The 24,966-nt window shown below is 39.9% G+C and carries 22 protein-coding genes and 2 pseudogenes; 13 read left to right on the top strand and 11 right to left on the bottom strand.

Annotated features, from left to right (window positions below):
• Positions 1-55: 55 nt before the first annotated feature.
• Both RMX98_RS25220 and RMX98_RS25215 read right to left on the bottom strand, forming a co-directional pair.
• The gene (locus tag RMX98_RS25220) at positions 56-403 is read right to left on the bottom strand and encodes a hypothetical protein (protein WP_322681398.1); all 348 of its coding nucleotides are present in this window, start codon (positions 401-403) and stop codon (positions 56-58) included.
• A gap of 167 nt (positions 404-570) precedes the next feature.
• A complete protein-coding gene (locus RMX98_RS25215; RefSeq protein ID WP_322681399.1) occupies positions 571-1,149 on the bottom strand; it encodes a hypothetical protein in 579 nt (192 codons plus the stop codon).
• 167 nt (positions 1,150-1,316) lie between these two features.
• Between RMX98_RS25215 and RMX98_RS25210 the strand changes: the two genes are divergently transcribed.
• Complete coding sequence (locus tag RMX98_RS25210) at positions 1,317-1,967, top strand: TraX family protein (protein WP_322681400.1); 651 nt, start codon at positions 1,317-1,319, stop codon at positions 1,965-1,967.
• A gap of 242 nt (positions 1,968-2,209) precedes the next feature.
• Here the strand turns inward: RMX98_RS25210 and RMX98_RS25205 are convergent, their stop codons facing one another.
• Positions 2,210-2,545 carry a XisI protein gene (locus RMX98_RS25205; RefSeq protein WP_322681401.1) on the bottom strand — a complete coding sequence of 112 codons (336 nt, stop codon included), beginning with the start codon at positions 2,543-2,545 and terminating at the stop codon, positions 2,210-2,212.
• 221 nt (positions 2,546-2,766) lie between these two features.
• The gene (locus RMX98_RS25200; RefSeq protein WP_322681402.1) at positions 2,767-5,763 is read right to left on the bottom strand and encodes an NACHT domain-containing protein; all 2,997 of its coding nucleotides are present in this window, start codon (positions 5,761-5,763) and stop codon (positions 2,767-2,769) included.
• Positions 5,764-6,131: 368 nt separating this feature from the next.
• Between RMX98_RS25200 and RMX98_RS25195 the strand changes: the two genes are divergently transcribed.
• Entirely contained in the window at positions 6,132-6,962 is an 831-nt protein-coding gene (locus tag RMX98_RS25195) for a pentapeptide repeat-containing protein (RefSeq protein ID WP_322681403.1), read from the top strand.
• On the top strand, positions 6,959-7,735 hold the full coding sequence (locus RMX98_RS25190) for a hypothetical protein (protein ID WP_322681404.1): 777 nt from the start codon (positions 6,959-6,961) through the stop codon (positions 7,733-7,735). The genes RMX98_RS25195 and RMX98_RS25190 overlap by 4 nt, the downstream gene beginning before the upstream one ends.
• A gap of 76 nt (positions 7,736-7,811) precedes the next feature.
• Here RMX98_RS25190 and RMX98_RS25185 read toward each other — a convergent pair whose 3' ends face one another.
• Positions 7,812-8,696, bottom strand: coding sequence for a glycoside hydrolase family 75 protein (locus RMX98_RS25185; RefSeq protein WP_322681405.1), 885 nt, complete (start codon positions 8,694-8,696; stop codon positions 7,812-7,814).
• Between the two features lie 436 nt (positions 8,697-9,132).
• Here RMX98_RS25185 and RMX98_RS25180 point away from each other — a divergent pair, with 436 nt between their 5' ends.
• Both RMX98_RS25180 and RMX98_RS25175 read left to right on the top strand, forming a co-directional pair.
• Positions 9,133-11,340: an ATP-binding protein gene (locus tag RMX98_RS25180; protein ID WP_322681406.1), complete on the top strand. Its 2,208-nt coding sequence runs from the start codon at positions 9,133-9,135 to the stop codon at positions 11,338-11,340.
• 433 nt (positions 11,341-11,773) lie between these two features.
• The gene (locus tag RMX98_RS25175; protein WP_322681407.1) at positions 11,774-12,421 is read left to right on the top strand and encodes a class I SAM-dependent methyltransferase; all 648 of its coding nucleotides are present in this window, start codon (positions 11,774-11,776) and stop codon (positions 12,419-12,421) included.
• Between the two features lie 400 nt (positions 12,422-12,821).
• Here the strand turns inward: RMX98_RS25175 and RMX98_RS25170 are convergent, their stop codons facing one another.
• A complete protein-coding gene (locus tag RMX98_RS25170) occupies positions 12,822-13,619 on the bottom strand; it encodes a dienelactone hydrolase family protein (protein ID WP_322681408.1) in 798 nt (265 codons plus the stop codon).
• A 264-nt stretch (positions 13,620-13,883) separates the two neighbouring features.
• Here RMX98_RS25170 and RMX98_RS25165 point away from each other — a divergent pair, with 264 nt between their 5' ends.
• Positions 13,884-14,423: a DUF2267 domain-containing protein gene (locus RMX98_RS25165; RefSeq protein ID WP_322681409.1), complete on the top strand. Its 540-nt coding sequence runs from the start codon at positions 13,884-13,886 to the stop codon at positions 14,421-14,423.
• A 66-nt stretch (positions 14,424-14,489) separates the two neighbouring features.
• Here the strand turns inward: RMX98_RS25165 and RMX98_RS25160 are convergent, their stop codons facing one another.
• Positions 14,490-14,828 (bottom strand): XisI protein, encoded by a 339-nt coding sequence (locus RMX98_RS25160; RefSeq protein WP_322681410.1) that lies wholly within the window; start codon positions 14,826-14,828, stop codon positions 14,490-14,492.
• A 64-nt stretch (positions 14,829-14,892) separates the two neighbouring features.
• On the opposite strand from RMX98_RS25160, the gene RMX98_RS25155 reads away from it, so the two are divergent.
• Together RMX98_RS25155 and RMX98_RS25150 are read left to right on the top strand one after the other, a co-directional pair.
• On the top strand, positions 14,893-15,495 hold the full coding sequence (locus tag RMX98_RS25155; RefSeq protein ID WP_322681411.1) for a hypothetical protein: 603 nt from the start codon (positions 14,893-14,895) through the stop codon (positions 15,493-15,495).
• Positions 15,496-15,580: 85 nt separating this feature from the next.
• The gene (locus RMX98_RS25150; RefSeq protein WP_322681412.1) at positions 15,581-16,150 is read left to right on the top strand and encodes a Uma2 family endonuclease; all 570 of its coding nucleotides are present in this window, start codon (positions 15,581-15,583) and stop codon (positions 16,148-16,150) included.
• A 167-nt stretch (positions 16,151-16,317) separates the two neighbouring features.
• On the opposite strand, the gene RMX98_RS25145 is transcribed toward RMX98_RS25150, so the two are convergent.
• The 4 genes and pseudogenes from RMX98_RS25145 to RMX98_RS25130 form a co-directional block, all read right to left on the bottom strand.
• Positions 16,318-16,932, bottom strand: coding sequence for an HNH endonuclease (locus RMX98_RS25145; RefSeq protein ID WP_322681413.1), 615 nt, complete (start codon positions 16,930-16,932; stop codon positions 16,318-16,320).
• Positions 16,933-17,157: 225 nt separating this feature from the next.
• A complete protein-coding gene (locus RMX98_RS25140; protein ID WP_322681414.1) occupies positions 17,158-17,631 on the bottom strand; it encodes a DUF3368 domain-containing protein in 474 nt (157 codons plus the stop codon).
• Positions 17,628-17,897: a UPF0175 family protein gene (locus RMX98_RS25135; protein ID WP_322681415.1), complete on the bottom strand. Its 270-nt coding sequence runs from the start codon at positions 17,895-17,897 to the stop codon at positions 17,628-17,630. The genes RMX98_RS25140 and RMX98_RS25135 overlap by 4 nt, the downstream gene beginning before the upstream one ends.
• A gap of 164 nt (positions 17,898-18,061) precedes the next feature.
• Positions 18,062-19,405: pseudogene (locus RMX98_RS25130) on the bottom strand (site-specific integrase); the annotation flags it as partial.
• Between the two features lie 183 nt (positions 19,406-19,588).
• Here RMX98_RS25130 and RMX98_RS25125 point away from each other — a divergent pair.
• The 5 genes and pseudogenes from RMX98_RS25125 to nifN all read left to right on the top strand — a co-directional run.
• Positions 19,589-19,756: pseudogene (locus RMX98_RS25125) on the top strand (nitrogenase molybdenum-iron protein alpha chain); the annotation flags it as partial.
• Between the two features lie 220 nt (positions 19,757-19,976).
• Positions 19,977-21,512, top strand: coding sequence for a nitrogenase molybdenum-iron protein subunit beta (gene nifK, locus RMX98_RS25120; RefSeq protein WP_322681416.1), 1,536 nt, complete (start codon positions 19,977-19,979; stop codon positions 21,510-21,512).
• Between the two features lie 156 nt (positions 21,513-21,668).
• Positions 21,669-22,016, top strand: coding sequence for a Mo-dependent nitrogenase C-terminal domain-containing protein (locus tag RMX98_RS25115; protein ID WP_322681417.1), 348 nt, complete (start codon positions 21,669-21,671; stop codon positions 22,014-22,016).
• A 147-nt stretch (positions 22,017-22,163) separates the two neighbouring features.
• On the top strand, positions 22,164-23,546 hold the full coding sequence (gene nifE / locus RMX98_RS25110) for a nitrogenase iron-molybdenum cofactor biosynthesis protein NifE (protein ID WP_322681495.1): 1,383 nt from the start codon (positions 22,164-22,166) through the stop codon (positions 23,544-23,546).
• Complete coding sequence (gene nifN / locus RMX98_RS25105) at positions 23,546-24,883, top strand: nitrogenase iron-molybdenum cofactor biosynthesis protein NifN (protein ID WP_322681418.1); 1,338 nt, start codon at positions 23,546-23,548, stop codon at positions 24,881-24,883. The genes nifE and nifN overlap by 1 nt, the downstream gene beginning before the upstream one ends.
• Positions 24,884-24,966: the final 83 nt, after the last annotated feature.

The raw sequence follows: 24,966 nt of genomic DNA, 5'->3' as shown, positions 1-24,966 counted from the left end.
GCTAAATGCAACTAAGATAAACTTACAGTTAGTATTTATTTATACTAACTTTGAACTAAATATCGTCTGACTGAAGTTGCAACATATCACGCATAAAAATCACTAGTCTTGGATAAGTATGATGAAATTCCTTTTCGTTGTTGAACTGGTGACTTTCATAAAAAACATTGTTACCAGTTGATATTTCAAGAATATCCATCTCACAACCTCCTGACTCCCAAACTGTTACTCTACCGAGATGCAATGAACTCTCAAAGTCAAGACGCATTGCTGAATTATCAGTAGGTTCACAGTAAGTCAGTGTATATTCTAGCCGATAAGCAGCGAAACGCGATTTTAATCCTGATTGAAATCGGTCAAAACCTCGTTCTAAAATTAGCTGCGTTAGTGGAGCTAGACTCATTCCTTATATTGAAAGTAGGAGTATTATTAATTTACCCCAACTGTGGAAAAAACGGCGTTCCTGATTGCGGTATGAAAAATAATTTTGCGTTATTTCAAAATCCTTGTAGAGACGTTGCAATTGCTAGTCTCTACATCAAAATGGATATTTTTTTATTTGGAAGTCTCTTAGTCTGGGAAAGCTAGACCAGTCATCGGGTCACGAATATACAACCCTAATGTGAGGCTACGGATAGCTTCATCCCAAACGGGTATTAATTGTTTTGCTTGATCTGCCCAATAATCGAATGTAATCAAGCACTGAACATTTGACCCCAAACCAATGCAAGTTCGTGAAAATGCTTCCCGTGGTTCTTCTTGAACATCAATGAATTTCATCTCTGTCCAGACAATTCTGGCGGTTTGGCGCTTGATAGTAACAATTTCTCCTTTAGCTATGATGTTGCGACTGTCGTCTTCCAGCACTTTCTTCAACGTAGATTCTAGGGGAAACTTACTCCAGTCGTTAGGCGGCAGACGATTGAAAGATACTTCTAAGCAGCAATCATCATTGGGTGGTTTTTTATCGAGGAACTTGAAAGATTTTTCTTGTGGCTCAAGAATCCAATCCTGGGGAACATTAATGCGAACAGCGCCTCTATCTCCTACAAATATTTTGTAGCCTGATGGAGATTCCCAACGATGGTCAGGTTTTAATTCAAGCGTTTTTTTGATCCACTGAAGATTGCTTTTCTTACGCTTTGCCATAGTGTTTCTGCATTTTCTGCTGAAGAGGGCGACGCGGAATCAGCCCATTGTAGACATTGCCTTTTTTATTAATGTTATCAAATTGCTAGGATTTTGGATAACTATTATATTAAATTCATCAGATTTTAGGGATTTTATATCAAGGAATCCAAGGTAACTGTGACGTTGTGATTAAAATTTCAGCTTTTAGCATTAAAATCTTAGCCGCAGTGTTCATGGTTCTGGATCATGTGTGCTATTTGCTAATGCCAGAGTTAAGAATCTTGCACTTTATTGGACGATTAAGCTTTCCCCTGTTTGCATGGCTTCTGGCTAAAGGCGAAAAACACACCCAAAATGTATACCGCTATGGTAGCAGATTATTAATTACAGCAATTATATCTCAGCCTATTTATAGTTTTGTTTTTCGGAGTTTAGCACTTAATATTCTCTACACACTTGTTCTTGGACTTGTGATGTTGCACTTAATAAGGCGTTATTCGCAATTATGGCAGCAATTAATAATTATTGGATTGAGTGCAGCAGTTGCCGAAAGTTTGGGGATTGAATATGGAGCTTATGGGATTGGAGTAATTTTTTTGATGTCTTTAACAGACAAACTAAAGCCTAGAGTGTGGTTGCTCTGCTGGTGCATCTTTGAGTTTATTTTAGGAACTCTATTTATCCGTAATATATTTCAGCATTGGGCAATTTTTGCAGGATTCATTGTTTTTCAATTCAATGGTAAACAAGGTTCACGAGCTAAATGGTTTTATCTGTTTTACCCGGCTCATTTAATTATTTTAGGTATAATTTATAACTTAATACATTTCAGGTAAGATTTATTATTTGAGAAGCGATCGCTCATACCAATTTAATATGAACTTGCAGGCGGAAAGAACCCCACCCTAACCCTCCCCGCAAGCGAGGAGGGAACCGGATTTTCCCCTCTTTTGCAAGCGGGGAGGGGTAAAATTCTATGCAGCTTCACAAAGAATTGGTATCAGATTGTTAATATTATCAAATCGATTGATTGAGTGCATTATGCCCTTGCAATTATGCACCCAATCAAGAAGAAAATTTAAGCGATACCGTACTCTGTGTACTGTCGTTTATATGGAGGTTGTAAACCCAGCACAATGTCTTCTTTTGATACTCCCATTGCAACTAATTCCTCAGCCGGATTTTGATCGGTCAAATTCTGTTGAAGCCAAATTTTCCCATCTCTAATATCAAAATGCATAATACATCGATAAATACGGTTTAACCCTTGCCAGCCAACATTCATCCACTGATAATGATCTCGCTCTATATCAATAATCAGTTGAACTTCTACTTGATCGTCTGATTTATCATCACTAGCATAATGAGTTAGTAATGTTTTAATATATTCTCTATGCTTTTCTACTTTGTCCATTGCACAATCACCTCATTACAACCCAAGACACATTAGATTTGTTCCAATGCATCGGGTTTGTTCGACTGGTCGTTTTCAACGACAAGGTTTATTTCTCGTCTTACCCAACGCCAAATAAAATCTTTATGCTCAGGTGTAAGTTTAGACTCGTCAAGCTCTGCTCTTATCTTATTATCCTTGACAGGTAAATATCTGGATAGAAAAGTACTTCTAAAAATTTTTCAAACAGGAAATTGCTCACGTCTAACTCTATCAATAAATTTTTTACGCTCCTCTTTTATCTGTTCTACTAACATTGTTTCCAAAAAAATTGCAACTATAACAAATGCAGCAAAAACAGCGCTAGGAGGTAGTTTAATTTCATCTGAGCTATGAGAACCCGCTTGAAACTTATTTAAATGATAATCCTCAATTCTATCTAAAATATTAAAATTGAGTTCAGGAAGGCTTTCACTGATTAGTGGTAATGGATAAGAAATAAAAATTTTACCCAGTATGTCTAAATAAGATATATGAATATATTTATCTTGCTCTTTCAAAGGAAAAAGTGAGTTAATTAATATATTTTCTGCAACAGGTGATGTGCTAACCCTTGGATAAACAACGTATTTAGTTTGTTTAAAAATTGAGCTAACTCCATACCAATTAACAAGTTCAATAATAGTAACTTCTTTTCGGAATAGACAGTGAATGCCAACTCGATAATATTGTGAAGACATACTTTTTATTGGCTTGAGACAGGCATTAAATATTGAAGTTGAAACATTCTGCCAAAAATTTAAATCTTCTTGCTGGAAAATTTTTGCTTTCTCAGGATGAAAGTAAACAGCAAGGTGCAAATGACAACCGATTTCATATGCTATAAAAGATTGTTCTCCATTAGATTCAGTAATAAATTTAATAATTTCACTTTGGAATGCATCTGCTATAATTGAGCGATTTTCGGTAGTAGAATTTAAAAGCTCATATAACAATTTTCTTATAGGTTGGTCAACATCAAAACTCTTTAATTTTGTTTTAAATTCTTTCCCACCATTTAAATATCCAAGCCCTAACTTTATACAAAATTCAGTACACTCTGTGACAATTGCTCGCCTTACTCCAGGACTAGGAACCATAAACTTTAAACATCTCGCTGCAAAAGATAATAAGTTCCATCTTTCACTTTCATGTGCTTCATGAGCTTTTCTTATGAGCGCAGTTAATAGCTCATCACCTGAGCCTTCCGTTTGTTTATCTTGAATTCTAAAGGCTAGCTGTCCTACAACATCCCACTCTCTTCTAGAAATTTTTGCCAACAGTGATTCCTGCAAATTTTCTGGGCTACGGCTTACACGCACAAGATGACTAGCAGTGAAGTATTCTAAAAAAGTTCTATGAGTAAACTGATATAGTCTCTCACCTTCTTTCATTGTTCCAGTGTCAGTAAAGACCCAAGCTCGTCCACGGCAAAATTCAATGAACTCGACCGCAGCTTTTTCCGCTTCATCAATATCTTCAAATTGACGCTGGCAAAGATACTCTGTCGCCTTAGATATAAGTTCTTGCTCTGTCACTCCTCCTTGCAAAGTCTCATTTGTATATATCCAGTGAGCTAAGTACATCATTGCAAAGATAATACGTGATTCAAAAGGAAGAGAAACTTGAATACCTCTACTTCTGTCCCAACGCTCAAAAAGCATTACAGCACATTTCTCATAAACATCTGGTCGATTCCTAGGAATGTAACCTTCTCCTCGATAAATATTGCACAGTAACGCAAGCATTAGTGGATTAGAGCGGAGATCTGGTACAACTTTACTCTCATCCATAAAAGCTTCAACTTTTTTAGTATGCTGTTCTTTTTCTAATTCTGATTCTGTAGCTAACAACCAATTACTTACATAATCTTTGATTTGATTATCATCAAAAGAAGCTAGAATAAAAGTTGCAAATTTTTCTTCATCTAGCGGTGCCTCCTTGTATCCCACTTCTCTTGAAGTGACTAGAACAGGTACTGAAGGGTAAAGTGAGCAAAATGACTCTACATCACCGCTTATTGTTTGTCGATAGCTTGTATCAAGTAACTCATCCAATCTATCAAAAATGACCATAAGACGACCATTTAGTAATAGATACTCAAATGCTCCTTGCGGTGGAGTGGTAAGTTGATATTTTGAAACTGCCGTTGTTTGAATAAACTCAAGAATTGAATAATTATGCTTTTTCTTAGCAGCTCCATAATCTCTAAGAATTACATGAATTGGAGTGACTTGTCTTCCAGCTAACAATCTAGCTTCATACCGAGTTGCTAAATCATTGCAAAATTTATCAGTAAAAGTAGATTTTCCACCCCCAGGGTTTCCCAATAGCACAACTCGATATATAGACGAGCAAAATTCTTCTATTTTAAGACTTGTTAGATTTTCATCTTTGTAACGAGGTATGCTGATGAAATTAGGGCAAACGTAAAGTTTATCAATAGGTAATTTTCTAGCCGTATCGAAATTAGGTGGAGTGATGTACCCATGTCGGCTAGTAATTTGCTGGCGATACTTGAGTTCAAAATCAAGAATTTCTTGGATATTAATATGTTTTCCTGTTAATAAATTAAGATTTTTTTGTATAGCTGCAAGTTCATCATGAAGCATTTGATAACGGATATTAGAATTTGCTTCATGATCTGACAGCGTTCCTTTATTGATGGCAAGCTGTAGAGCTTGCTCACAGCCTTTTAATATTGAATCAAAAATTTCCTGAGCAGCAATTTCCAAAGATTCCTGAGATTCATCAACAGTGAGATCAAAGAGACTGGATTGCTTAAAATTAGTTTTTTCGGCAGAGGCTTGCCGAAGCTTAATAGGTTTCTGAGGGGTATTGAGGTTCAAACTGAAAAGAGTAACAAATTCTTCGCGTATAGCATCTATGCTACTACTTTGACTAGAAATCAATTTACTTGCATAAATCTGTCTGACAATAGACTCTACTTCAGGAGAGGCAAGAAAAACTTGCAACCTTTTAATTTGAGTATTATCACTATATTGACTATATCTAGCTACTTTTGCTATGGCTTTCTGAATTATTGGAGTAAGAGCCTTGTTCAGAGATGGCTGCAAAGATTCCTTGCCTTTCAGTAGTTTGTAACCTTTCCCTGTTACATGAAAGAGAATTTCTGTTAAAACATTGCCTAGCACACCCAGCAGAATATTACCAACAGCAGATGCAAAAAAAGCTTCCATAACTTTAGAAAATTAGCAGATTTTGTTTATCTTAGCTTCAAGAAAAACTGATTGACAATATTTCTAGCGCTCATTTCCTCTCGACTATTCGTTTTTTATAGGAGTACTATACATGAAACTACTGACGCTCAACTGCTCTTAACGGGATCACATTATCTGCTTAATGGATTATCTTACCTCACCTGTAAAATAACTTTTAGGGAATTTTATTTTAAACGGTTCAAAGTAGTTGATGTTTGCATAAATGCAAAATATAACTTGTAGCAAAATTTACAACTAAAAATTAGTTTAAATTTCGGTATATCGCTTATAACCTGATACACAGTTCTATTTAAGCATTATGCTTTGCGATCGCACTGTAACCATTTATGGCTAACCTGAACTACACCAACCAGAATTTGCAAAATTGCTCTTTCAAAGGGCAAGACTTGGCTGGCGCAGATTTTAGTGGCTCAGACTTACGAGGGTGCAATTTTACAGGAGCAACTTTAATTGGGGCGAACTTTCAGAATATCAAAACGGGACAGAGCTATCGCCAAGTAAATATTTTGGTTGCTGCTACCATAGTTTGTCCAGTTCTTTTAATCGGCTTCAGTACGATCGCAGTCCAAGTCTCAACTATTTTATTTAGCGATCGCTCCGATAAGATATTTAACTTCTTTTTCGGTGCTATGCCGCTATTAGCTTTAATATTCGAGATATTTATCCAAGATAGTATTACCTCTAACTTTCCACAAGTCACGGCTTTCTTAGGCATTGGAGCGATTACTATACTGTTTGCAGTAATGGTCAGTTTTACCGTTGGGCTTGCCATTGTTAGCACCTCTGGCTTCAGTGATGGAAGCAGTGGACAGGGATTTTTCCTCTTACTGCTAATGGTCATTTTTGCGATCGTCACCTTTCGGATTTTCAAATGGCTGATTCAATCTATCCAAAGCAATCCCGGAACATCTTTCAAGAAAGCGAACTTAACCGATGCTGATTTTAGTCATTCCGAGGTGCAAAATACAGATTTTTCCCTTGCCGTTTTAACGGGAGCCTGTGTTTTTGACTGGGCAATTAAACCCCATACCCAATTGACAAATGTTTATTGTAAATACCTTTATCTAGAAGCAGCGTACCAAAATCGCCAACCTGCAAAGGGAGATTTTCAACCGGGTGAGTTAGAACGGGTACTAACTCGATTTATGATCAGATGAATATTATTGAGCAAACATCGACTAAATTAAAGTTTCAAACGAACGATCAACAATGGCTCTGGGGAGTATTGTTTGGCCTCCCTTTTGTGGCGATTGGATTTGGTATAGCGATTGTGACGAGCAACCTAACTACATTGGAATGTCAACGAACTAAGCCTAACCAAATGACTTGTCAACGAACAATTGCCGGCTTACTAGGAACAGAGACAACCTTTATTCCTGGGCAACTAACAGGAGCCTATGTCATGACAGCTTCGGGGACTGGAGTTGTACTGAATATTTCCAAAATTCAGAAAGTAGAGCTAGTTAGCCACAGAGTAATTGTAAGGGAAAAGCACAGCCAAATTGCAAACGAAATCAACGCTTTTATCCACAACCCTCAACAACCTGCGCTCAAAATTCAACAGGACGATCGCTGGGAAGGATTTTTTAGTGGAGTCGTGTTCTTTTTGCCTGGAATTGGAGTCATTTTGCAGTCCCTAACAATACCAATGCAAGTATTGTGTGATTTTGACAAAATCTCAGGACTGATAACGTTAAAAAAACGATATCAATTATTTGGCACATTTACTACAGAAAAAAAACTAACTGAAATTCAGCAAGTTGAAGTGATTCAAGTACCCTTACCAACTCGAATTCCGTGGTATTTAGTCCAACTACAATTGATATCAGCCCAATCAATTTTTCTATCAGCACCTACTCGCGATCGCCAGCAGTGCCAAATCATTGTAAATGCGATCAATCAGTTTCTCCGTTTTAAACTTGGGGCTTAAGCCCCAAGTCTTTTTTAAGAAAGTAGCTTTGATTTTTTGCTGCGATCGCACCTAATATTTTCCATCAGCTACACTTTTATAGAGACTTTATCCGTTCTACACCACCCCATATTTCAAAAAACCGTTTAGTTTCAGCTTCTATTTCTGAAATTGTTCTTGGCTGTCCATTTCCAGAACCCGGAAAAACAATATAAACGATATCCTTGGGAATTCCTCGCCTGACTCTTGATTGTACTAATGGATCGTTTCCCAAAGTCTGAGACAAAGCTATTGAACCTTCTCCAATCTGGTTTTTAGGCCCAACATCAGCATAAATTGCAAAAGCGAGTTTTTCATTATTAGTGTTGTAAACAACTGCAAAATCTCCTAATTTAACGCCTGTAGCCTTTCTAAAATCACCATTTCCGGGAAGAACAATATACGGAATTTTTGTTGAATCAACATAGCAACGTGGATCTTGTTTAACAAATCCAGAGTCGCATAATGCAGTTGTAGAAATATAGTATCCAGGATATGGATCGGTACTACTTTGAATAAATGGATTGCCGTTTTTATCTACAGCTAGTGCCCACCAGTTATCTGAATACCCAGCATTTGCCAAAAAATCAATCCCTTTGTCTGCGGGGTGATAAGCATTAGGCGCACCATCAGCATTAATGCTCATACCTGCTTCATAGAAAAATGCAGATTCTCCATTTGCCTGGAGAATGGGAATTTCACCAATTTTAATCACAGTCTTGATTGAAAGTTTTGTGACTGGACTCAGGAATTTTTGAGCTACAAAACCTTCTAAAATTTTTCCTTCAATAATAGTTGCAACCTTCCACCACTTTTCATTATCCAAATTTTGAATTTTAGATACAATATATCCTTTTGGAAGAGATGCTAATTGATTAGCTTCATCAACAATCGGTGCTGAACGTATATTTAAACTATCTGAAGTTACTTGAAATTGCTGCATAAATTACTCCAAATTTAAAAATTGAATTCATGGAACTACATTAACAAACTAAATTTTGTGCTGATGCTATTACTAATATTTAGAACATCTCAAACTCTGATTTTTTTGTGTCACGCCAGCGACAATCGGTAGTCAGCCAGTTGGGTGGGTAATACCTGATTTCCCTGTGAGGAAACAAGGCGAATACAGGAGAAGAAACCCCCGCAACGCACCCTAAATCTAAATGTTACTTACTAAATCGCTGGATTTAGATCCCTGACTTCTTACAAACACCCGGAGGGTAGAAGTTGGGAATCTGGGCAGCAATTTTTGCTTGAGAAAGTAACATTCCACTCTATAGACGCTTTTGACTTGACAAAAAAATTTAAACAAAGGTGAGTATGCGAACATCTTGGGAACTATAGAAGCAAATCAGCACAATTTTCAGCTTCCAGCAATGAAAACTCCCTATTTCAGCAAAGCTCAGGCGTTCCCATTACAGATTGTTCTTATTGTTCCCTTTCTTATCCAAATTTTTGCAGCAGTCAGCTTAGTAGGTTATTTGTCTTTTAAAAATGGACAAAGAGCAGTTAATGACTTAGCCGGACAGTTGATAGATCGCACCAGCGATGTAGTGGATGAACACTTGAAGTCTTATCTTTCCATTCCGCAAACCCTTAATCAGATCAACGCAGATGCTATTCACAGGGGACTGTTGGATGTGGGCGTAGGCAAAGCCAGCCGTAGGCATCGCCAAACCCTCGGCAAGTATTTCTGGGATCAGATGCAGGCTTATGATCTGACTTATATTGGTCTTGGACTAACAACGGGTGAGGGGCTAGGAGCTGCTCGTTATGATGGCAAAACTATTACAATTGATGATTGGACTGCCAAGCCTCCAAATAATGTCTACACCTACGCTACCGATAATCAAGGTAATCGAACTCAGGTCAATGCTCGATGGAGTTGGAACAATTTCAATGAATCTTGGTATACCCAACCCATCGCCGCAGCTAAACCTATTTGGGCAAAGATTGTAACTGGAAATTATCCCACTGGCCCCTATATTGCCGCCTCTGCCAGTCGTCCTATCTATGATTCGCAAAATCGCTTATTAGGAATGATTGCAATAGACATTCATCTACTAAAACTCAGCGATTTTTTACGCAGTTTGAATATTAGTCAGTCTGGGGAGGTATTTCTTTTGGAGCGGGATGGCACATTAATTGCCAGTTCCGGTACAGAGAAGCCTTTTGTCGTAGTTAATCAACATATCCACCGATTGCACGCGATCGACAGTTCTGACCCAATCATCCAGAACGTTGGCAGACACTTCCAAACCTCTGGGTTTGGAACTATTAACCAAGATACAGATTTTCATCTTGAGATCGAAGGAAAACAACATTTTGTCCATGTTTTACCTTGGCGTGACAAATATGGTTTGAATTGGCTGATGGTAGTGAGTGTGCCAAAAAACGCATTCATGGCACAAATTAACGCCAACACACGTACCACGATCGCGCTGTGTTTTGGTGCATTAGTTTTTGCTTCAGTGATGGGCATCTTCACCTCTCATTGGATTGTACGCCCGATTCTGCGCCTGAATTGGGCAAGTAAAGCAATGGCATCTGGTAATTTCAATCAGACATTAAAAACTAGCCCCATTCAAGAACTTAATACCCTGTCTAACTCCTTCAACCAGATGGCAGGGCAATTGTATGAATCCTTTACTGCCTTAGAGAAAAGCAAAGAAAAACTAGAAGATCGGGTAGAAGAACGCACAATTGAACTCAAAAATGCATTAGGGGAATTGCAACGGACTCAATCTCAAGTTATCCAAAGCGAAAAAATGTCTAGTCTCGGACAACTAGTTGCTGGAGTTGCACACGAAATAAATAATCCAGTCAACTTTATTCATGGCAACCTCGTTCATGTACAGGAGTATACCCAGAATTTATTAGCGTTTGTGCAGTTGTATCAGCAGTACGATCCTAACCCTGCGGCTGAAATTCAATCGGTTGCTGAAGACATCGATCTGGAGTTTTTGCAGTCAGACTTACCAAAAATGTTGTCTTCTATGAAAGTAGGAACCGATCGCATCCGCCAAATTGTACTGTCGCTGCGAAACTTCTCGCGCATTGATGAAGCGGAATTTAAACGCGTCGATATTCATGAAGGCATCGACAGCACCTTGATGATTTTGCAGCACCGCCTCAAAGGTAAACCAGAACAACCTGAAATTGAGGTGATTAAAGACTATGGCACTGTACCCCTAATAGAATGCTATGCCGGACAACTCAATCAGGTATTTATGAATATTTTAGTAAATGCCATTGATGCGTTAGAAGAAAATAATACTAAGCTTACATATCAGGAAATTAAGGAAAATCCCAGTCAAATTAAGATTCGCACATCGGTAGTTAATTCAACTTGGTTAGAAGTAGCGATCGCTGATAACGGAGTCGGTATTTCTAAAGAATTTCAGCAACGCATATTCGATCCCTTTTTCACTACTAAACCCATCGGCAAAGGAACCGGAATGGGTATGTCTATCAGCTACCAAATCATCACAGAAACACATAATGGGAAACTGGAGTGTTTCTCAACTCCTGGAAAAGGAACCGAGTTTATCATTCAGATTCCTCTGCGGCTTACGAATGGTTGAACTATGAATTATGGCTGAGGCTTGGGGGAATAGGAAGATGTAGACAGTTTTGGATTAGACAGCAGATTTCAAGTTGGGAAGGGATGTACTTCTTTGACTTGTAAAGTGCTGTAAATAACAATACCTTTGCTAATTGACTAAGCTTGAGCAATGATTTGCTGTTTAGGGGGAATCACTCTGCATTATCGCAACAGTGCTATTGGTGCAATCACGATTTTTGATAATACATCAACCGCTCTTGTAACTTCGCTGCTATAGATATTGTTCGGTCAAAGGATATCGGAGAATATGTCTATTATAAAGTTATTTTGTTGGTAAGAGAGTATACAATGAAGTTTTTTTATTGGTTAGAGAATATACAAGTTTTGGACGCGAACAGCTTATACAGTTGAACAGATAGCTAAAGTCAGTAGTTCTGTTTGTTAAAAAATCTATGCAAATACATCAAGTGATTGAAACCTACGATCGGGGATCGGTGGATTATGACGCAATTATGAAGCGTTACTGGCACATCGAGCGCGAACCCTTAATTGCTTCCTTGCAGCTCAAACCAGGACAAACCGTATTGGATGCTGCGGTAGGAACTGGTCTTAATCTTCCAGCCTATCCTGAAGATGTACGTGTTGTCGGTGTCGATCTCTCTGAAAAGATGATGGATGAAGCACGTAAAAAACGCGTATCCGCAGACATCACCTTCAAAGTATCGGATGTCTGCAATCTTGATTTTCCTGATAATAGTTTTGATGCAGCAGCATCGGGATTTACCCTCTGTGTCGTTAGCGATCCAGTCCGCGCCCTTGCAGAGATCCTGCGAGTTACTAAGCCTGGTGCTTTGATTGCTATTCTCGATTACTGCAAATCACAAGATCCAGAGATTCAGAAATGGCAAGAGTTAATAGCTGATGCAGCTTCACAGCTAGGCTTCCCGACCGGCAAAATCAAGTGGGATGCATTGATGGATTATGACGAATTGATTTACAACAGTAAGCTGACTATTGAAGTGCTTGCAGACGATCGCATAGAAAATCCAAACCCGTTTTTATGCGGTTGTCAATTGCTGCTGAAAAATTCAAAAGCTTAAAAGCAATAGGATCGTACTTATTGAACAAGAGTGCGATCGCAGTATATGCGTTATTACTCAAAATTTTCGGCGTTGCTGATTGCGGTATGAAAAATAATTTTGCGTTATTTCAAAATCCTTGTAGAGACTAGCAATTGCAACGTCTCTACATCCAAATTCATACCTCGATTCAGCAACACCAAATTTTGTTTTTTAGTAAACATTTATAAAATTGTGGCGTATTGCAGGCGACAAGACACCACAATCTATATTATTGAGTTTTACAGTAATAATTCAAAATCCAGAAATCAAACAAAATTCAAAAGATTTTGATAACCTAGCTTAATAATTAAGAAACTATAGCATCCTTAATTTAAGAATCATTCTAGATTCTGACTTTTGATTCTTGAATTATTAGATTTCACAAGTGATTTTGAAACAGTTCTAAAACATGTTGCCAAGCATCAGGAGCAGCTTCGGGATTGTAACTTGGGTGTTGTTCCATAAATGGGTACTTATCTTTGAAGAATCCGGCAAAGAATCCGTGTCCTGCATCGTATCGAAATACACGATGATTGATTTGATGTTTCTTTAATTCTGCCTCAATTTGCTCGGTTTCTTCCTGGGAAACTAATCTATCTCTTGTGCCATAAAATGCATAAATAGTACCTTTTATTTCCGGGGTGCGATTAATAGTTGGAGTCTCTTCGCCATAACTAGAAGTGGTAATTCCGCCACCATAAAATAAAGCTGTGGCTTTGATGTCAGGGAAAGTTGCAGCGATGTAAGCAACATGACCGCCAAAACAGAAACCAATGACACCTATAGCATCATCTTTGACATTGGGTAAAGTTTTGAGATAAGTAATGGTAGCTTGAATATCACTTAAGATATCTTGATACTTCACTTGTTGATAATATTCCAATCCAAGCCGATATGCTTCTGGACTAAACCCAACATCTTCAGCGCTAAAATCAGCCTCAAAACCGGGAGCAATACGTTGATACATCGCCGGAGCTATTGCCACGTATCCTTGTTTAGCGATTAGTTCCGTAATATCTCGAATATTACGATTGATTCCAAAAATTTCTGGAAAAACTATAACCGCGCCAAAGGTTCCGTTTTGTCCTGGTTGAGCTAAGTAAGCATCGATTTCTAAGTCATTGTTAGGTACTTTGACTTTTGCAGTGTTAATTTCGATGTTTGTTGTTTCTAGCATCTTTGTTTAGGCTGATTTTATACCAATTTATTTATTTTGACTGGTTTTCGACACAGACGGGCACAAACATCACAAGTATTGCTCTCCTGAATGAAGGTAAATTACTTACCCTCAACCATGACTTTACATCTGCTCACAGATGAATTTCTAACTTTTGAATAGATGGTATCTCAAACTTCTGGATGATACTAAGAGTTTTTGATTTGTGCGACCTTACATAAGGTAAGCATAAAGACTCAAAATTAATAACCAGAAGAAAAAACAATGCCAGATCAAAGTTTTAGAACAGATATTCCAGAAGTTGACCCAACAGAGATTGAAGATACTCGAACTGCGATCGCCGACGAACATCGCTCGTTCCTAGAAAAAGTCCAGGTCAGAGCCGGATTTGCAGATCCCTATGACGCAAGAGACTTTACCGAAGTTGTATTTCGCGTGATGCGTGACTTAATGACCACAGAAGCTAGCGATCGCGTCGAGGCAGAACTGCATACAGAGGCTGTACCTACTGATGAAAAAGCACTCCAGTTTGAAGTGTCCGATCTTTGGAGAGATAGCAATCCACTTGTGAGATTTTTGAGCCGGGTTCGTCCACCCTGGCAAGGCCCTGGTATCTTTAAGATCGATTCCGATCGCTTCCTGTTCCGAGTTGCTAACGAAGGTGGGAAGCCGGGAACAGTGGACAGAGAGCAAGCGGTTAAAGCAGTATTTTCTGCCACCAAAGACGAACTTTCCGAAGAAAGAATTCAGGAAATTGCTAGCTGGCTACCTGATTATGTTCGTGGGCTTTGGGAACAAGCTTAATTAGAGGTATAGAAAAAGTCAAGCCTGTTTGCGATCACTACTCGCAAACAGGCTTTTTAAATAGGTTTAGCCTACAGCAAACTCTGTATACTGCCGTACATGAGGCGCATGATATGCGATCACAATATCTTGCTTAGGTACTCCCTCGCTCACAAGTTGATCTGCGAGTGCATCCTCTGTTCCATCAGGCTGCACCCAAATTTTTCCATCTTTAATATCTACATGCAGCACACAGCCGTAAATCCGGGTACTACTATCCTTCCATCCCACATGCACAAGCTGATAGTGGTCTTTTGTAGTATCAAAAATGGTTTGACTTTCTATTGGATCGCTCCCAGAACACAAGTTTGCCCGCGCCGTCAATAATTTCTGAATTAGTTCACGATACAAATTTAGCTTATCCATTGTTTTATTATATGATGGCTCCGGTAAGCTAGCCCAAAAGCTATAATTATGATTTATAATAAATATGCCTTATAGTCAGTTTACAACTATTAGTAAAGTTAAAGAAGCTTTCGGGTTAAAAACACAAGAAGGTGGGCGATTTATTCCTACCACTGAACCAATTGAAGCATCTGCAACACTGACGGCATATCTTGAAGAAAGTCTGCCCGTTGCTTCTTCAGCGAGTGAAAAAGCGCGTTCCGAAGGAATTATTTACCCAGTATTATTAGAAGTTAGACGGATATTAAATCGCCAAATTAGCTTATTCTCTGGAGAAGATTTTACAGTTGATGAGACAGTTGGACTTAATGGAATGTGTGATTTTCTTTTAAGTCGTTCGCCGGAAGTACTAGAAATTGAAGCACCTGCAATTATAATTTTGGAAGCAAAAAAAGCTGATTTAAGAACAGGGTTTGGACAATGTATTGCAGAAATGGTTGCTGCACAAAGATTCAACGCCGCTAAAAATCGTCCAGTTGCCGTAATCTATGGTTCTATTAGCAGTGGTACACAATGGCGATTCCTGAAGTTGAAGGATAATATTGTCACTATCGACTTGATGGATTATCCTTTGCCACCTGTAGAACAAATTCTCGGATTTTTAGTTTGGATGGTTCAAAATAGTTGATAGATACGTAGTGATATTCCCTCACAACTAAATTTGTGACAAAATAGGTTTATTGCTCTACAGCTAATGTAATCGGCTAAGACCTATGATTTCTACCATCAAGCGCCGCTACAGTTTGGATGAATATCGTGCAATTGAAGAAAAAGCCGAAGGACGCAGCGAATATCGAAATGGAGAAATTGTACCCATACCTGGAGGAACTCTTAAACACAGCCGCATTGGTCGGAACATTCTGACCTATTTTAGTACAGTGCTGCGCGATACTCAATTTGAGCCAATTAACAGCGATTTACGGCTGTGGATTCCCGAACATCGACGCGGAGTATACCCAGACGTAATGATTTTTGACGGCGAACCGCAACTAAATGCTGAACGTTTAGATGAAGTTTTGAATCCTATTTTGATTGTTGAAGTTCTATCTCCTTCCACCGCAGATTACGATCGCCAAAGTAAATTTCGGATGTACCGATCGATTCCGAGTTTTAGCGAATATTTATTAGTCGAGCAAGATGAACCTTTTGTGGAACGCTACAGTAAACAAGCTGAAGGTTGGTTGCTCAGTGATTTTAGCAGCTTAGAGGTATCTATTTCTTTAGATTCAGTTGCGATCGCATTATCGATGGCAGAAATTTATCGCGGCGTTGTTTTTGAGTAAATCAGCTTTGTGATGATGTATGCTTTGGGAGGGTGCGATCGCGCTTACCGATCACCTCAAGGTACTTATCAAAGTAAACTTTTGATTTCAGGACTGTTCCCGATTTCTAGTTTAGGTTCAATTAGAATTGTTCCCTAAGAAAAATAAAAACTAACGCTACTTTCTTATTAGGTTGTTTGATCGTCTAAAATATTTGATGGGATCATCCTCAATCCTATTACCTCACGAGTATATTGCTGTCCCCATTCAGGACGCTTTAATTTCGGAGGTTTTCCGGTTAGTGTTTCCTCTACTTTTGCAAATATACAAGCGATAGTTGCAGGGTTTATTTGACCTTCACCAAAGTGAATAGTTGCATTTTGCATCTTTTTCCAAAGTAACTCCTTTGCTTCGTCTACTTGTGAGTCATCTAGTCCAATACCTATAAATGGTCGCCGTCCAAACATTTGCTCAAACTCAAAGGAGCCACGAATTGACCAATATGAGTCATAGAAGGGTACACAAGTTGCACGAAGCCATATCCACATAAAATGTGGGTCACGAACATTAGGAGCTTCTCGGTGACAACGATGACACAGTAAGACGAGATTAGATGGAGCTTCCGAACCTCCAAGGGAATGAGGAACTATGTGACATCGCTGTAGGCGTGACTGATATCCACAACGCCAACACCGCTTAGAAGCATCTGACCAATCAATAGCAAGACCACTCTCGTCTTCGTGCCTTGCCCAATAGCTGACAATATCTTCGTGGGAAGTTTTAATAGGTTTTCGCTTTTTCATTTAACTAAAATTTGTTAAATTTAGCAGTGATATTAGTAGTTATTTTGTACTATTTCAGATCAGATGGCAAATACCCATTTATATAATTAACAGAACTAAATACTTTCTGTGATTTCAACGACTTGATAATCTTTTTGTAAATCACGTTTGAACTGATTGCGTGCTATTGTCGCATCTGTAATGCTAATACTTACACTGTGCGATCGCCCCGTGGTTGATTACCATTTAAGAATGCTTATCTAACAACTTTTGAAATAAACTATCAGATGCCCAAAAAGATGTGTTCTTAAGACTTTGGATAGTAACAGGTAAATTGATCAGCTTCATCGTTGTTGCCTGATCCAAAATTCCCAGGATACCTGTGATAACTAAGCCTCTATCTTTGGCAATGCGTCTTGCTTTCATGTCGTCTAATATAAGTAAATCTGCATTTAGTTCCTGGGCTAGGAGGATAGCCTCAGATTCACCGGGATCGAGCAAATTTGCCATTACATCGGTACTTTGGCTAACGGTTTGAATTTTTAACCAGCTGGGTGGTGCTGCAATCCAAGCTTGGACAGGTAGTGGAGCAAGTTTATCAGATAGCTCAGTGTAAACTGCTTGAGGAATGATAATTTGCTGAAATAGTTCTGGTAGGAGGTTAATTTGCCCAATCAAAATTAGGTAGTTGATTGGAGAAGTATTGGAGACAATAATCATTCAGTAACTAGTAGGTTACGAATCGCTTGAACATCTTCTTCTAAGTCTTCTTCAGTGTAGGATAAATAAGCTTGTTCACGTTTGAGGAATTCATAAGTTTCCCATCGAGAAGATAAATTCAGCATTCGGTGAACTTCGGCGGCTCCAATGCGACCTTGGCGATAATTATCAGCTGCGATAAGTTCCAAAACTCTCCGGGAAATGTTAGTGGGTTGCACTTGTAATTGATTGGCTATATCATCGGGGATATCAATGATAATTTGCATAAGTTATACTCCTTGTTTAAAAAGCGGACATATCTTTTTAGCCATATTAACTGTATTTATATTTCTCCTGCGTAATTACTAAAAAACACCAATTGATTTATTTGGATGATTCCTCCCTATAAATCATAGCAAATTATCTAAAATTGGTATGATTTATCAGGAATTTAACTTTGTTTATAAACCATTTCCATCCTCAACTTCTCAACCTCTAATCTCAAATTATCATTTTCCATCTTCAACTTAGCATTCTCCTCCCTAATCAACTCAACTTCATTTCTCTTACTCAACGCCTGATTAATCGCCAACTTTCGCATATCTAACGAAAACCAACGCTGATAAGTTTGGGTATGAACTTGCACACTATGCCCCAAGTTATCCGCCGCCGCCTTGATTGGTATTCCCAAAATATGCGCCCGAATTGCCCAAGCGTGACGTAAATCATAAGGTTTAAAATCCAATCCTATCTTGCGAAACCACCAACTAACTCGCTGTGTTAATGCCGTTATCTCAGCATGATTAGTGTTATCTTTTTTAGCGATCGCACTCCTTAACATCTCTAAATATTTTGGATTTCTCAAATCAAATTCCTCAATCCATCGTCTATGTAAAGGTAATGCTTCTCTTTCCCCAGTCTTACAATCTTTATGTACTTTCCATGTAAAATCTGTATTTTCTTGACTCAACCACCAATCAATATCGGGATTGATAAAAAGTTCTCGTGGACGTAAACCAAAAACTGCTAACATTCCATAAGTCCATCGCCAAAGTTGCCAACTATCTTGAACATTTTGATTAACTTGATTACCTCTGTTATGTTGATAATCTTCAAACATGATAATTCCATTAGCTATTTCCGCATCTGTAGGGATAGTGCGGGAATTATTCTCAGGCATTTTGGAGTATTTAGATAAATCAATTTCGATATTGAATGTCACACAAAATGCTGCGATCGCTCTGGCGGCATTATATTTAGCCCATTCTTTATCGATTTGTTCAATTGAACCGATCAGATTTTCAGCAGTTGCCAAATCTTGAGGATTGGTAAATCTCTTGGTGCGGGAAAAGTAATAAAAAAAAGTATGTTCGCTTTTAGTTGTACGTTTGTGAGTTTTAAAATACTCCTCTTCAAATTTTTCCAGTAATTCTCCTATAGTTTTAAAATCTTTTTTAATTGCTTCATTTCCTAAATATTTATCATTCCATTCAAAACTTTTCCGAGCGATTAACTTCCCTAACTCATAAGCTTCTTCCTCAGCCGTCTTGAGTCCATCTAAGTTAGCAGGAATATTCAAGCTGAGATTGTATTGCTTTCTCCCAGTACCGTTGCTGTCTTTGTCTCCTGGTTTAATTGGTAACGTCGCCCGTAATTGCAGACTTCCATTTGATTCTCTAATTGTCACCTTTGCCTTTGCAGACTTCAAACGCAGATTAATTTTCTCTAATTCCAATAGTACTTTCGTTCTCATGTGTTCTTTTTGCTGCTGTACTTGCAGAGATGAGCAAAAAAACAGGCGATTGTTTAATCGCCTTGGCTCAGGACAACATTTAGATGATGCGTGAGTCCTGAACCTGATTATGCATCGCTGTGTTTTTAGCCTATATTTAGGCTAAAAATAAATGTGTTCTCAGAAAACAATGTTTATCGCTGACACTGTTTATTGCAAACATTAGATAGTAAAAAAGAATTAAACCACAAAAAGGATTACTCCGGCCCTTATCACGGTTATGACGGCTTCGCCATCTTCGCTCGCGATATGGACTTGGCACTCAACAGCCCAACCTGGTCATTAATTGGCGCTCCTTGGAATGAAAAAGCTCAGGCTAAGAAGGCTGAAGCTAAGGCTAAGGCTGCCGTCTAGGGAAATGGGAGAGAGCGATAAGTAAGGATAACCTGGGGCTTAAAACCCCAGGGGGGAGTTGGGAATCCAAAATTCAAAATTGAAAAATTAAAATTTCTTTTGATTTTTGCATTTTGAATTTTGAATCACATTCTCACTCCCTTGTAGAGACGAGATTAATCGCCTCTCTCCCACTTCCACCTCGATTAGTAAAGAATTCAGTAAGCTTGGAGATCCAGAAATGCCTCAGAATCCAGAAAAAATTCAAGATCACGTCGAGTTATTCCACCAGCCTGAGTACCAACAGCTATTTGAAAACAAAAAGCAGTTTGAAAACGGTCACGAAGCCGAAGAAGTACAACGGGTTGCAGAGTGGACAAAGGGTTGGGATTATCGTGAAAAGAACTTCGCTCGTGAAGCTTTAACCGTTAACCCTGCTAAAGGTTGTCAACCATTAGGAGCAATCTTTGCTGCTGTTGGTTTTGAAGGTACTCTACCTTTCGTTCAAGGTTCTCAAGGTTGCGTTGCTTATTTTCGCACCCACTTAACCCGTCACTACAAAGAGCCATTCTCTGGTGTATCTTCTTCAATGACTGAAGATGCAGCCGTGTTTGGTGGTCTGCAAAACATGATCGACGGCTTGGCGAACTCTTACCAGCTCTACAAGCCCAAGATGATCGCTGTCTGCACCACCTGTATGGCAGAAGTAATTGGTGATGACTTACAAGCCTTCATCAACAACGCTAAACAAGCTGGTTCAGTTCCTCAAGATTTCCCAGTACCTTACGCTCACACCCCAAGCTTTGTTGGTTCCCACATCACTGGTTACGACAACATGATGAAGGGAATTCTTTCTAACTTGACCGCAGGTCATAAGAAAGAAACCAGCAATGGTAAAATCAACTTCATCCCAGGTTTTGACACCTACGTAGGCAACAACCGCGAAATCAAGCGGATTGCTTCGCTGTTCGGCTTTGACTACACAATTCTAGCCGACAACAGCGACTACTTGGATTCACCAAACACAGGTGAATTCGATATGTACCCAGGTGGTACAAAGTTAGAAGATGCAGCAGATTCAATCAATGCGAAAGCTACGATCGCTCTGCAAGCACACTCTACCCCCAAAACCCGCGAGTACATCGAAAAAGAATGGCATCAACCAACCTCAGTTTCCCGTCCTTGGGGCATTAAAGGTACTGATGAGTTCTTGATGAAACTCAGCGAATTGAGCGGTATTCCCATTCCCGAACAATTGGAAATTGAACGCGGTCAAGCAGTTGATGCCATGACTGACTCTCACTCATGGATTCACGGCAAGCGCTTCGCTATCTACGGCGAACCAGATTTAGTATATAGCGTAGTTGGCTTTATGCTAGAAATGGGTGCTGAACCTGTGCATATCTTGGTTCACAACAGCAACGAAGTATTTGAAGCAGAAATGAAAGAACTGCTTGCTTCTAGCCCCTTCGGTCAACATGCAACTGTTTGGCCTGGTAAGGATTTGTGGCACATGCGATCGCTGTTGTTCACAGAACCCGTAGACTTCTTAGTTGGTAACACCTACGGTAAGTACCTGTGGCGCGACACCAAGATTCCCCTCGTGAGAATCGGCTACCCCATCATGGATCGCCACCACTTACACCGCTACTCCACCATTGGTTATCAAGGTGTAATCAACCTCCTCAACTGGACTGTAAACACTCTGTTTGAAGAAATCGATCGCAACACCAACATTCCTTCTAAGACAGATATTTCCTACGACTTGATTCGTTAGAAATTGCGTAGAAACACAACGTGTTAATTAAAGGGTGAAGAAGGGGAACAGGGAACAGGGAATAGGGAATAGGGAATCCAAACCCAATGCCCGATGCCCAATCCCCCATCCCCAACTTCCCTTTTTCTTGATAGCATTTACCCAAGGAATTGATAAATGGAAACCATCAATCACACTCACGAACATACTCACACTCATCCTCATCCTAATTACCATCCACCTAACCAGAAAAAAAGAGGGTGGTTCAACAATCTTCTGAATCCGTTGCGTGTTGTAGTGGATGGAATTCAGGTTAAAAATAATCGCTTCGCTCATCTAATTTGCCAAACAATTCCTTGTTGTTGTCCCTTTGAGCGACAAATTAAATTATTTGGAAAGTGTATTGATATCCCACCACTATGTAAACTCAATCCTTTATATGATGAATTCGTAGGATTGCGTTTCCGCGCTCTATCTTACCTCACCGATGTATGTGGAGAGGATGTCACGAAATACATTTGTTAGTCATTGCTAATTGCTCATTGCTAATTGCTCATTGCCATTAGCCATTAACCATTAGCCATTAGCCATTAGCCATTGGTCATTAGTTGTTAGTTATTCAAAGGACAAATGACAAATGACAAAGGACAATTAACAATTAAGAGAAGAGAGATGAAAAGCACCCAAGGCAAAATCAACGAGCTGCTGACTGAGACAGGATGCGAGCATAATCAGCACAAACAAGCAGAAAAGAAAAACAAGTCATGCGCTCAACAGGCACAACCTGGCGCGGCTCAAGGGGGCTGTGCCTTTGATGGTGCAATGATTGCTCTAGTGCCGATCGCAGATGCAGCGCATTTAGTCCACGGGCCGATCGCCTGTGCTGGTAATTCCTGGGGTAGTCGTGGTAGTCTGTCGTCTGGCCCGCAACTCTACAAAATGGGCTTTACCACTGACTTGGGTGAAAATGATGTCATCTTCGGTGGCGAAAAGAAACTCTACAAAGCGATTCTGGAACTTCACGAGCGCTACCAACCAGCAGCAGTATTCGTCTATGCCACTTGCGTTACAGCCTTAATTGGCGATGATATGGATGCCGTCTGCAAAGCGGCGGCTGAGAAAATTGGTATTCCTGTTGTTCCCGTCATTGCACCAGGATTCATTGGCAGTAAAAATCTCGGCAACCGTTTTGGCGGTGAATCTTTATTAGAATATGTTGTCGGCACAGCAGAACCGGAACATACAACGCCCTATGATATTAACTTAATCGGTGAATACAACATCGCCGGGGAAATGTGGGGAGTAACACCACTGTTAGAAAAATTAGGCATCCGTATTTTGTCTAAAATTACGGGCGATGCTCGCTACAATGAAATTCGCTACGCCCACCGCGCCAAGCTCAACGTCATGATCTGCTCGCGAGCGCTGCTTAATATGGCGAGAAAGATGGAGGAGCGTTACAACATCCCTTACATTGAAGAGTCTTTCTACGGCATCGATGATATGAATCGGTGTCTGCGAAATATCGCTGCGAAATTAGGCGATCCCGATCTACAGGAGCGGACAGAAAAGCTCATTGCAGAAGAAACGGCTGCTTTAGATTTGGCACTGGCTCCCTATCGCGCTCGACTCAAAGGTAAGCGAGTTGTTTTATATACTGGTGGTGTCAAGAGTTGGTCGATTATTTCGGCTGCTAGGGACTTAGGCATTGAAGTTGTTGCTACCAGTACTCGGAAAAGTACTGAAGAAGATAAAGCCAAAATCAAGAAGCTGATTGGCAACGATGGCATCATGCTAGAGAAAGGCAACGCTCAAGAATTGTTAAAACTGGTTAAAGACACCAAAGCAGATATGCTGATTGCTGGTGGACGTAACCAATACACAGCTTTGAAAGCTCGGATTCCTTTCCTAGATATCAACCAAGAACGCCACCATCCTTATGCAGGTTATGTGGGAATGATTGAGATGGCGCGGGAACTGTACGAAGCTTTGTATAGCCCGATTTGGGAACAAATACGCAAACCCGCTCCTTGGGAAGAAGAGGAGGAAGTTTAATGGCGATCGTTACCGCTTCTAACAAAGCACTGACAGTTAATCCCCTCAAGCAAAGTCAAGCTTTGGGCGCAACCTTAGCATTTTTGGGATTGAAAGGGACGATGCCCTTATTCCACGGTTCTCAAGGTTGTACTGCTTTTGCCAAAGTTGTCCTCGTGCGGCATTTCCGGGAAGCGATTCCTTTAGCTACCACGGCGATGACGGAAGTCACTACAATCTTGGGTGGTGAAGAGAATGTAGAGCAAGCGATTCTGACTTTGGTGGAAAAGGCTAACCCAGAAATTATTGGTTTATGTAGTACTGGGTTGACTGAAACCAGAGGCGATGACATCGAGGGTTTTCTTAAAGAAATCCGCGATCGCCATCCTGAATTGAATGATTTAGCGATCGTTTTTGCACCTACCCCAGATTTTAAAGGTGCGTTGCAAGATGGTTTTGCCGTCGCTGTAGAAAGCATAGTTAAGGAAATCCCCCGCACAGGTGGACTCAGAACTGAACAAGTCACGATTTTGGCGGGTTCTGCTTTCACACCAGGGGATGTACAGGAAATCAAAGAGATAGTCACCTCCTTTGGATTAGTGCCGATCTTTGTACCTGACCTTGGTGCTTCTCTAGATGGACATTTAGAGGATAATTATAGTGCGGTTACAGTCAGTGGGACTACCTTAAAACAGCTACGAGAAGTAGGTAGTTCCGCTTTTACCCTGGCATTGAGTGAAAGTATGCGGGGGGCTGCCAAGATTCTCGAAGAACGCTTTGGCACACCTTACGAGGTGTTTGGCGAACTAACAGGATTAGAACCAGTAGATGAATTTATCCAAGCATTGGCGATTCTGAGCGGTAACAGCGTACCCGAAAAATACCGCCGCCAACGTCGTCAGTTGCAAGATGCGATGCTGGACACCCACTTTTACTTCGGTGCAAAACGAGTTTCCCTCGCACTGGAACCTGATTTGTTGTGGTCAACAGTGCATTTCCTGCAATCGATGGGAGCGCAAATTCATGCAGTGGTGACAACCACGCGATCGCCTCTGTTAGAAAAACTCCCGGTTAAAAGCATTACCATCGGCGACTTAGAAGACTTTGAAAGTCTAGCAGGCGGTTCTGATTTGCTGATTGGTAACTCGAATGTGGGTGCGATCGCAAAACGCCTCTCGATTCCTCTTTATCGTTTAGGATTGCCCATTTATGACCGCTTAGGTAATGGTCAATTTACTAAAGTTGGTTATCGAGGCACGATGGAGCTTTTATTTGGCATCGGCAACCTATTTTTAGAGGCAGAAGAAGCGAGAGTTAAGCAGTTCCAAGAGTTCGCAACTGTGAGCGCAGAGTTTTGAATTCTTCTTCAAGAATTCAGAAGTCAGAATCCAGAATTCAGAATGCTTTTCAGGAAGAGTAAAATCTGTCACTGATTGTTTGC

The organism is Nostoc sp. DedQUE02, assembly GCF_034531035.1.
In the GTDB taxonomy this organism is placed as follows: Bacteria; Cyanobacteriota; Cyanobacteriia; order Cyanobacteriales; family Nostocaceae; genus Nostoc.
This window is presented reverse-complemented; position numbering and strand designations above follow the sequence as displayed.

What these genes read in the sequence shown, in the direction of transcription:
- RMX98_RS25200 (WP_322681402.1), bottom strand. Translation starts at nt 5,763, where the DNA reads ATGGAAGCTTTTTTTGCATCTGCTGTTGGTAATATTCTGCTGGGTGTG.
- RMX98_RS25145 (WP_322681413.1), bottom strand. Translation starts at nt 16,932, where the DNA reads ATGAAAAAGCGAAAACCTATTAAAACTTCCCACGAAGATATTGTCAGC.
- RMX98_RS25205 (WP_322681401.1), bottom strand. Translation starts at nt 2,545, where the DNA reads ATGGACAAAGTAGAAAAGCATAGAGAATATATTAAAACATTACTAACT.
- RMX98_RS25140 (WP_322681414.1), bottom strand. Translation starts at nt 17,631, where the DNA reads ATGATTATTGTCTCCAATACTTCTCCAATCAACTACCTAATTTTGATT.
- RMX98_RS25175 (WP_322681407.1), top strand. Translation starts at nt 11,774, where the DNA reads ATGCAAATACATCAAGTGATTGAAACCTACGATCGGGGATCGGTGGAT.
- RMX98_RS25150 (WP_322681412.1), top strand. Translation starts at nt 15,581, where the DNA reads ATGATTTCTACCATCAAGCGCCGCTACAGTTTGGATGAATATCGTGCA.
- RMX98_RS25160 (WP_322681410.1), bottom strand. Translation starts at nt 14,828, where the DNA reads ATGGATAAGCTAAATTTGTATCGTGAACTAATTCAGAAATTATTGACG.
- nifE (WP_322681495.1), top strand. Translation starts at nt 22,164, where the DNA reads ATGAAAAGCACCCAAGGCAAAATCAACGAGCTGCTGACTGAGACAGGA.
- RMX98_RS25180 (WP_322681406.1), top strand. Translation starts at nt 9,133, where the DNA reads ATGAAAACTCCCTATTTCAGCAAAGCTCAGGCGTTCCCATTACAGATT.
- RMX98_RS25195 (WP_322681403.1), top strand. Translation starts at nt 6,132, where the DNA reads ATGGCTAACCTGAACTACACCAACCAGAATTTGCAAAATTGCTCTTTC.
- RMX98_RS25135 (WP_322681415.1), bottom strand. Translation starts at nt 17,897, where the DNA reads ATGCAAATTATCATTGATATCCCCGATGATATAGCCAATCAATTACAA.
- RMX98_RS25165 (WP_322681409.1), top strand. Translation starts at nt 13,884, where the DNA reads ATGCCAGATCAAAGTTTTAGAACAGATATTCCAGAAGTTGACCCAACA.
- nifN (WP_322681418.1), top strand. Translation starts at nt 23,546, where the DNA reads ATGGCGATCGTTACCGCTTCTAACAAAGCACTGACAGTTAATCCCCTC.
- RMX98_RS25220 (WP_322681398.1), bottom strand. Translation starts at nt 403, where the DNA reads ATGAGTCTAGCTCCACTAACGCAGCTAATTTTAGAACGAGGTTTTGAC.
- RMX98_RS25170 (WP_322681408.1), bottom strand. Translation starts at nt 13,619, where the DNA reads ATGCTAGAAACAACAAACATCGAAATTAACACTGCAAAAGTCAAAGTA.
- RMX98_RS25185 (WP_322681405.1), bottom strand. Translation starts at nt 8,696, where the DNA reads ATGCAGCAATTTCAAGTAACTTCAGATAGTTTAAATATACGTTCAGCA.
- RMX98_RS25215 (WP_322681399.1), bottom strand. Translation starts at nt 1,149, where the DNA reads ATGGCAAAGCGTAAGAAAAGCAATCTTCAGTGGATCAAAAAAACGCTT.
- nifK (WP_322681416.1), top strand. Translation starts at nt 19,977, where the DNA reads ATGCCTCAGAATCCAGAAAAAATTCAAGATCACGTCGAGTTATTCCAC.
- RMX98_RS25115 (WP_322681417.1), top strand. Translation starts at nt 21,669, where the DNA reads ATGGAAACCATCAATCACACTCACGAACATACTCACACTCATCCTCAT.
- RMX98_RS25155 (WP_322681411.1), top strand. Translation starts at nt 14,893, where the DNA reads ATGCCTTATAGTCAGTTTACAACTATTAGTAAAGTTAAAGAAGCTTTC.
- RMX98_RS25190 (WP_322681404.1), top strand. Translation starts at nt 6,959, where the DNA reads ATGAATATTATTGAGCAAACATCGACTAAATTAAAGTTTCAAACGAAC.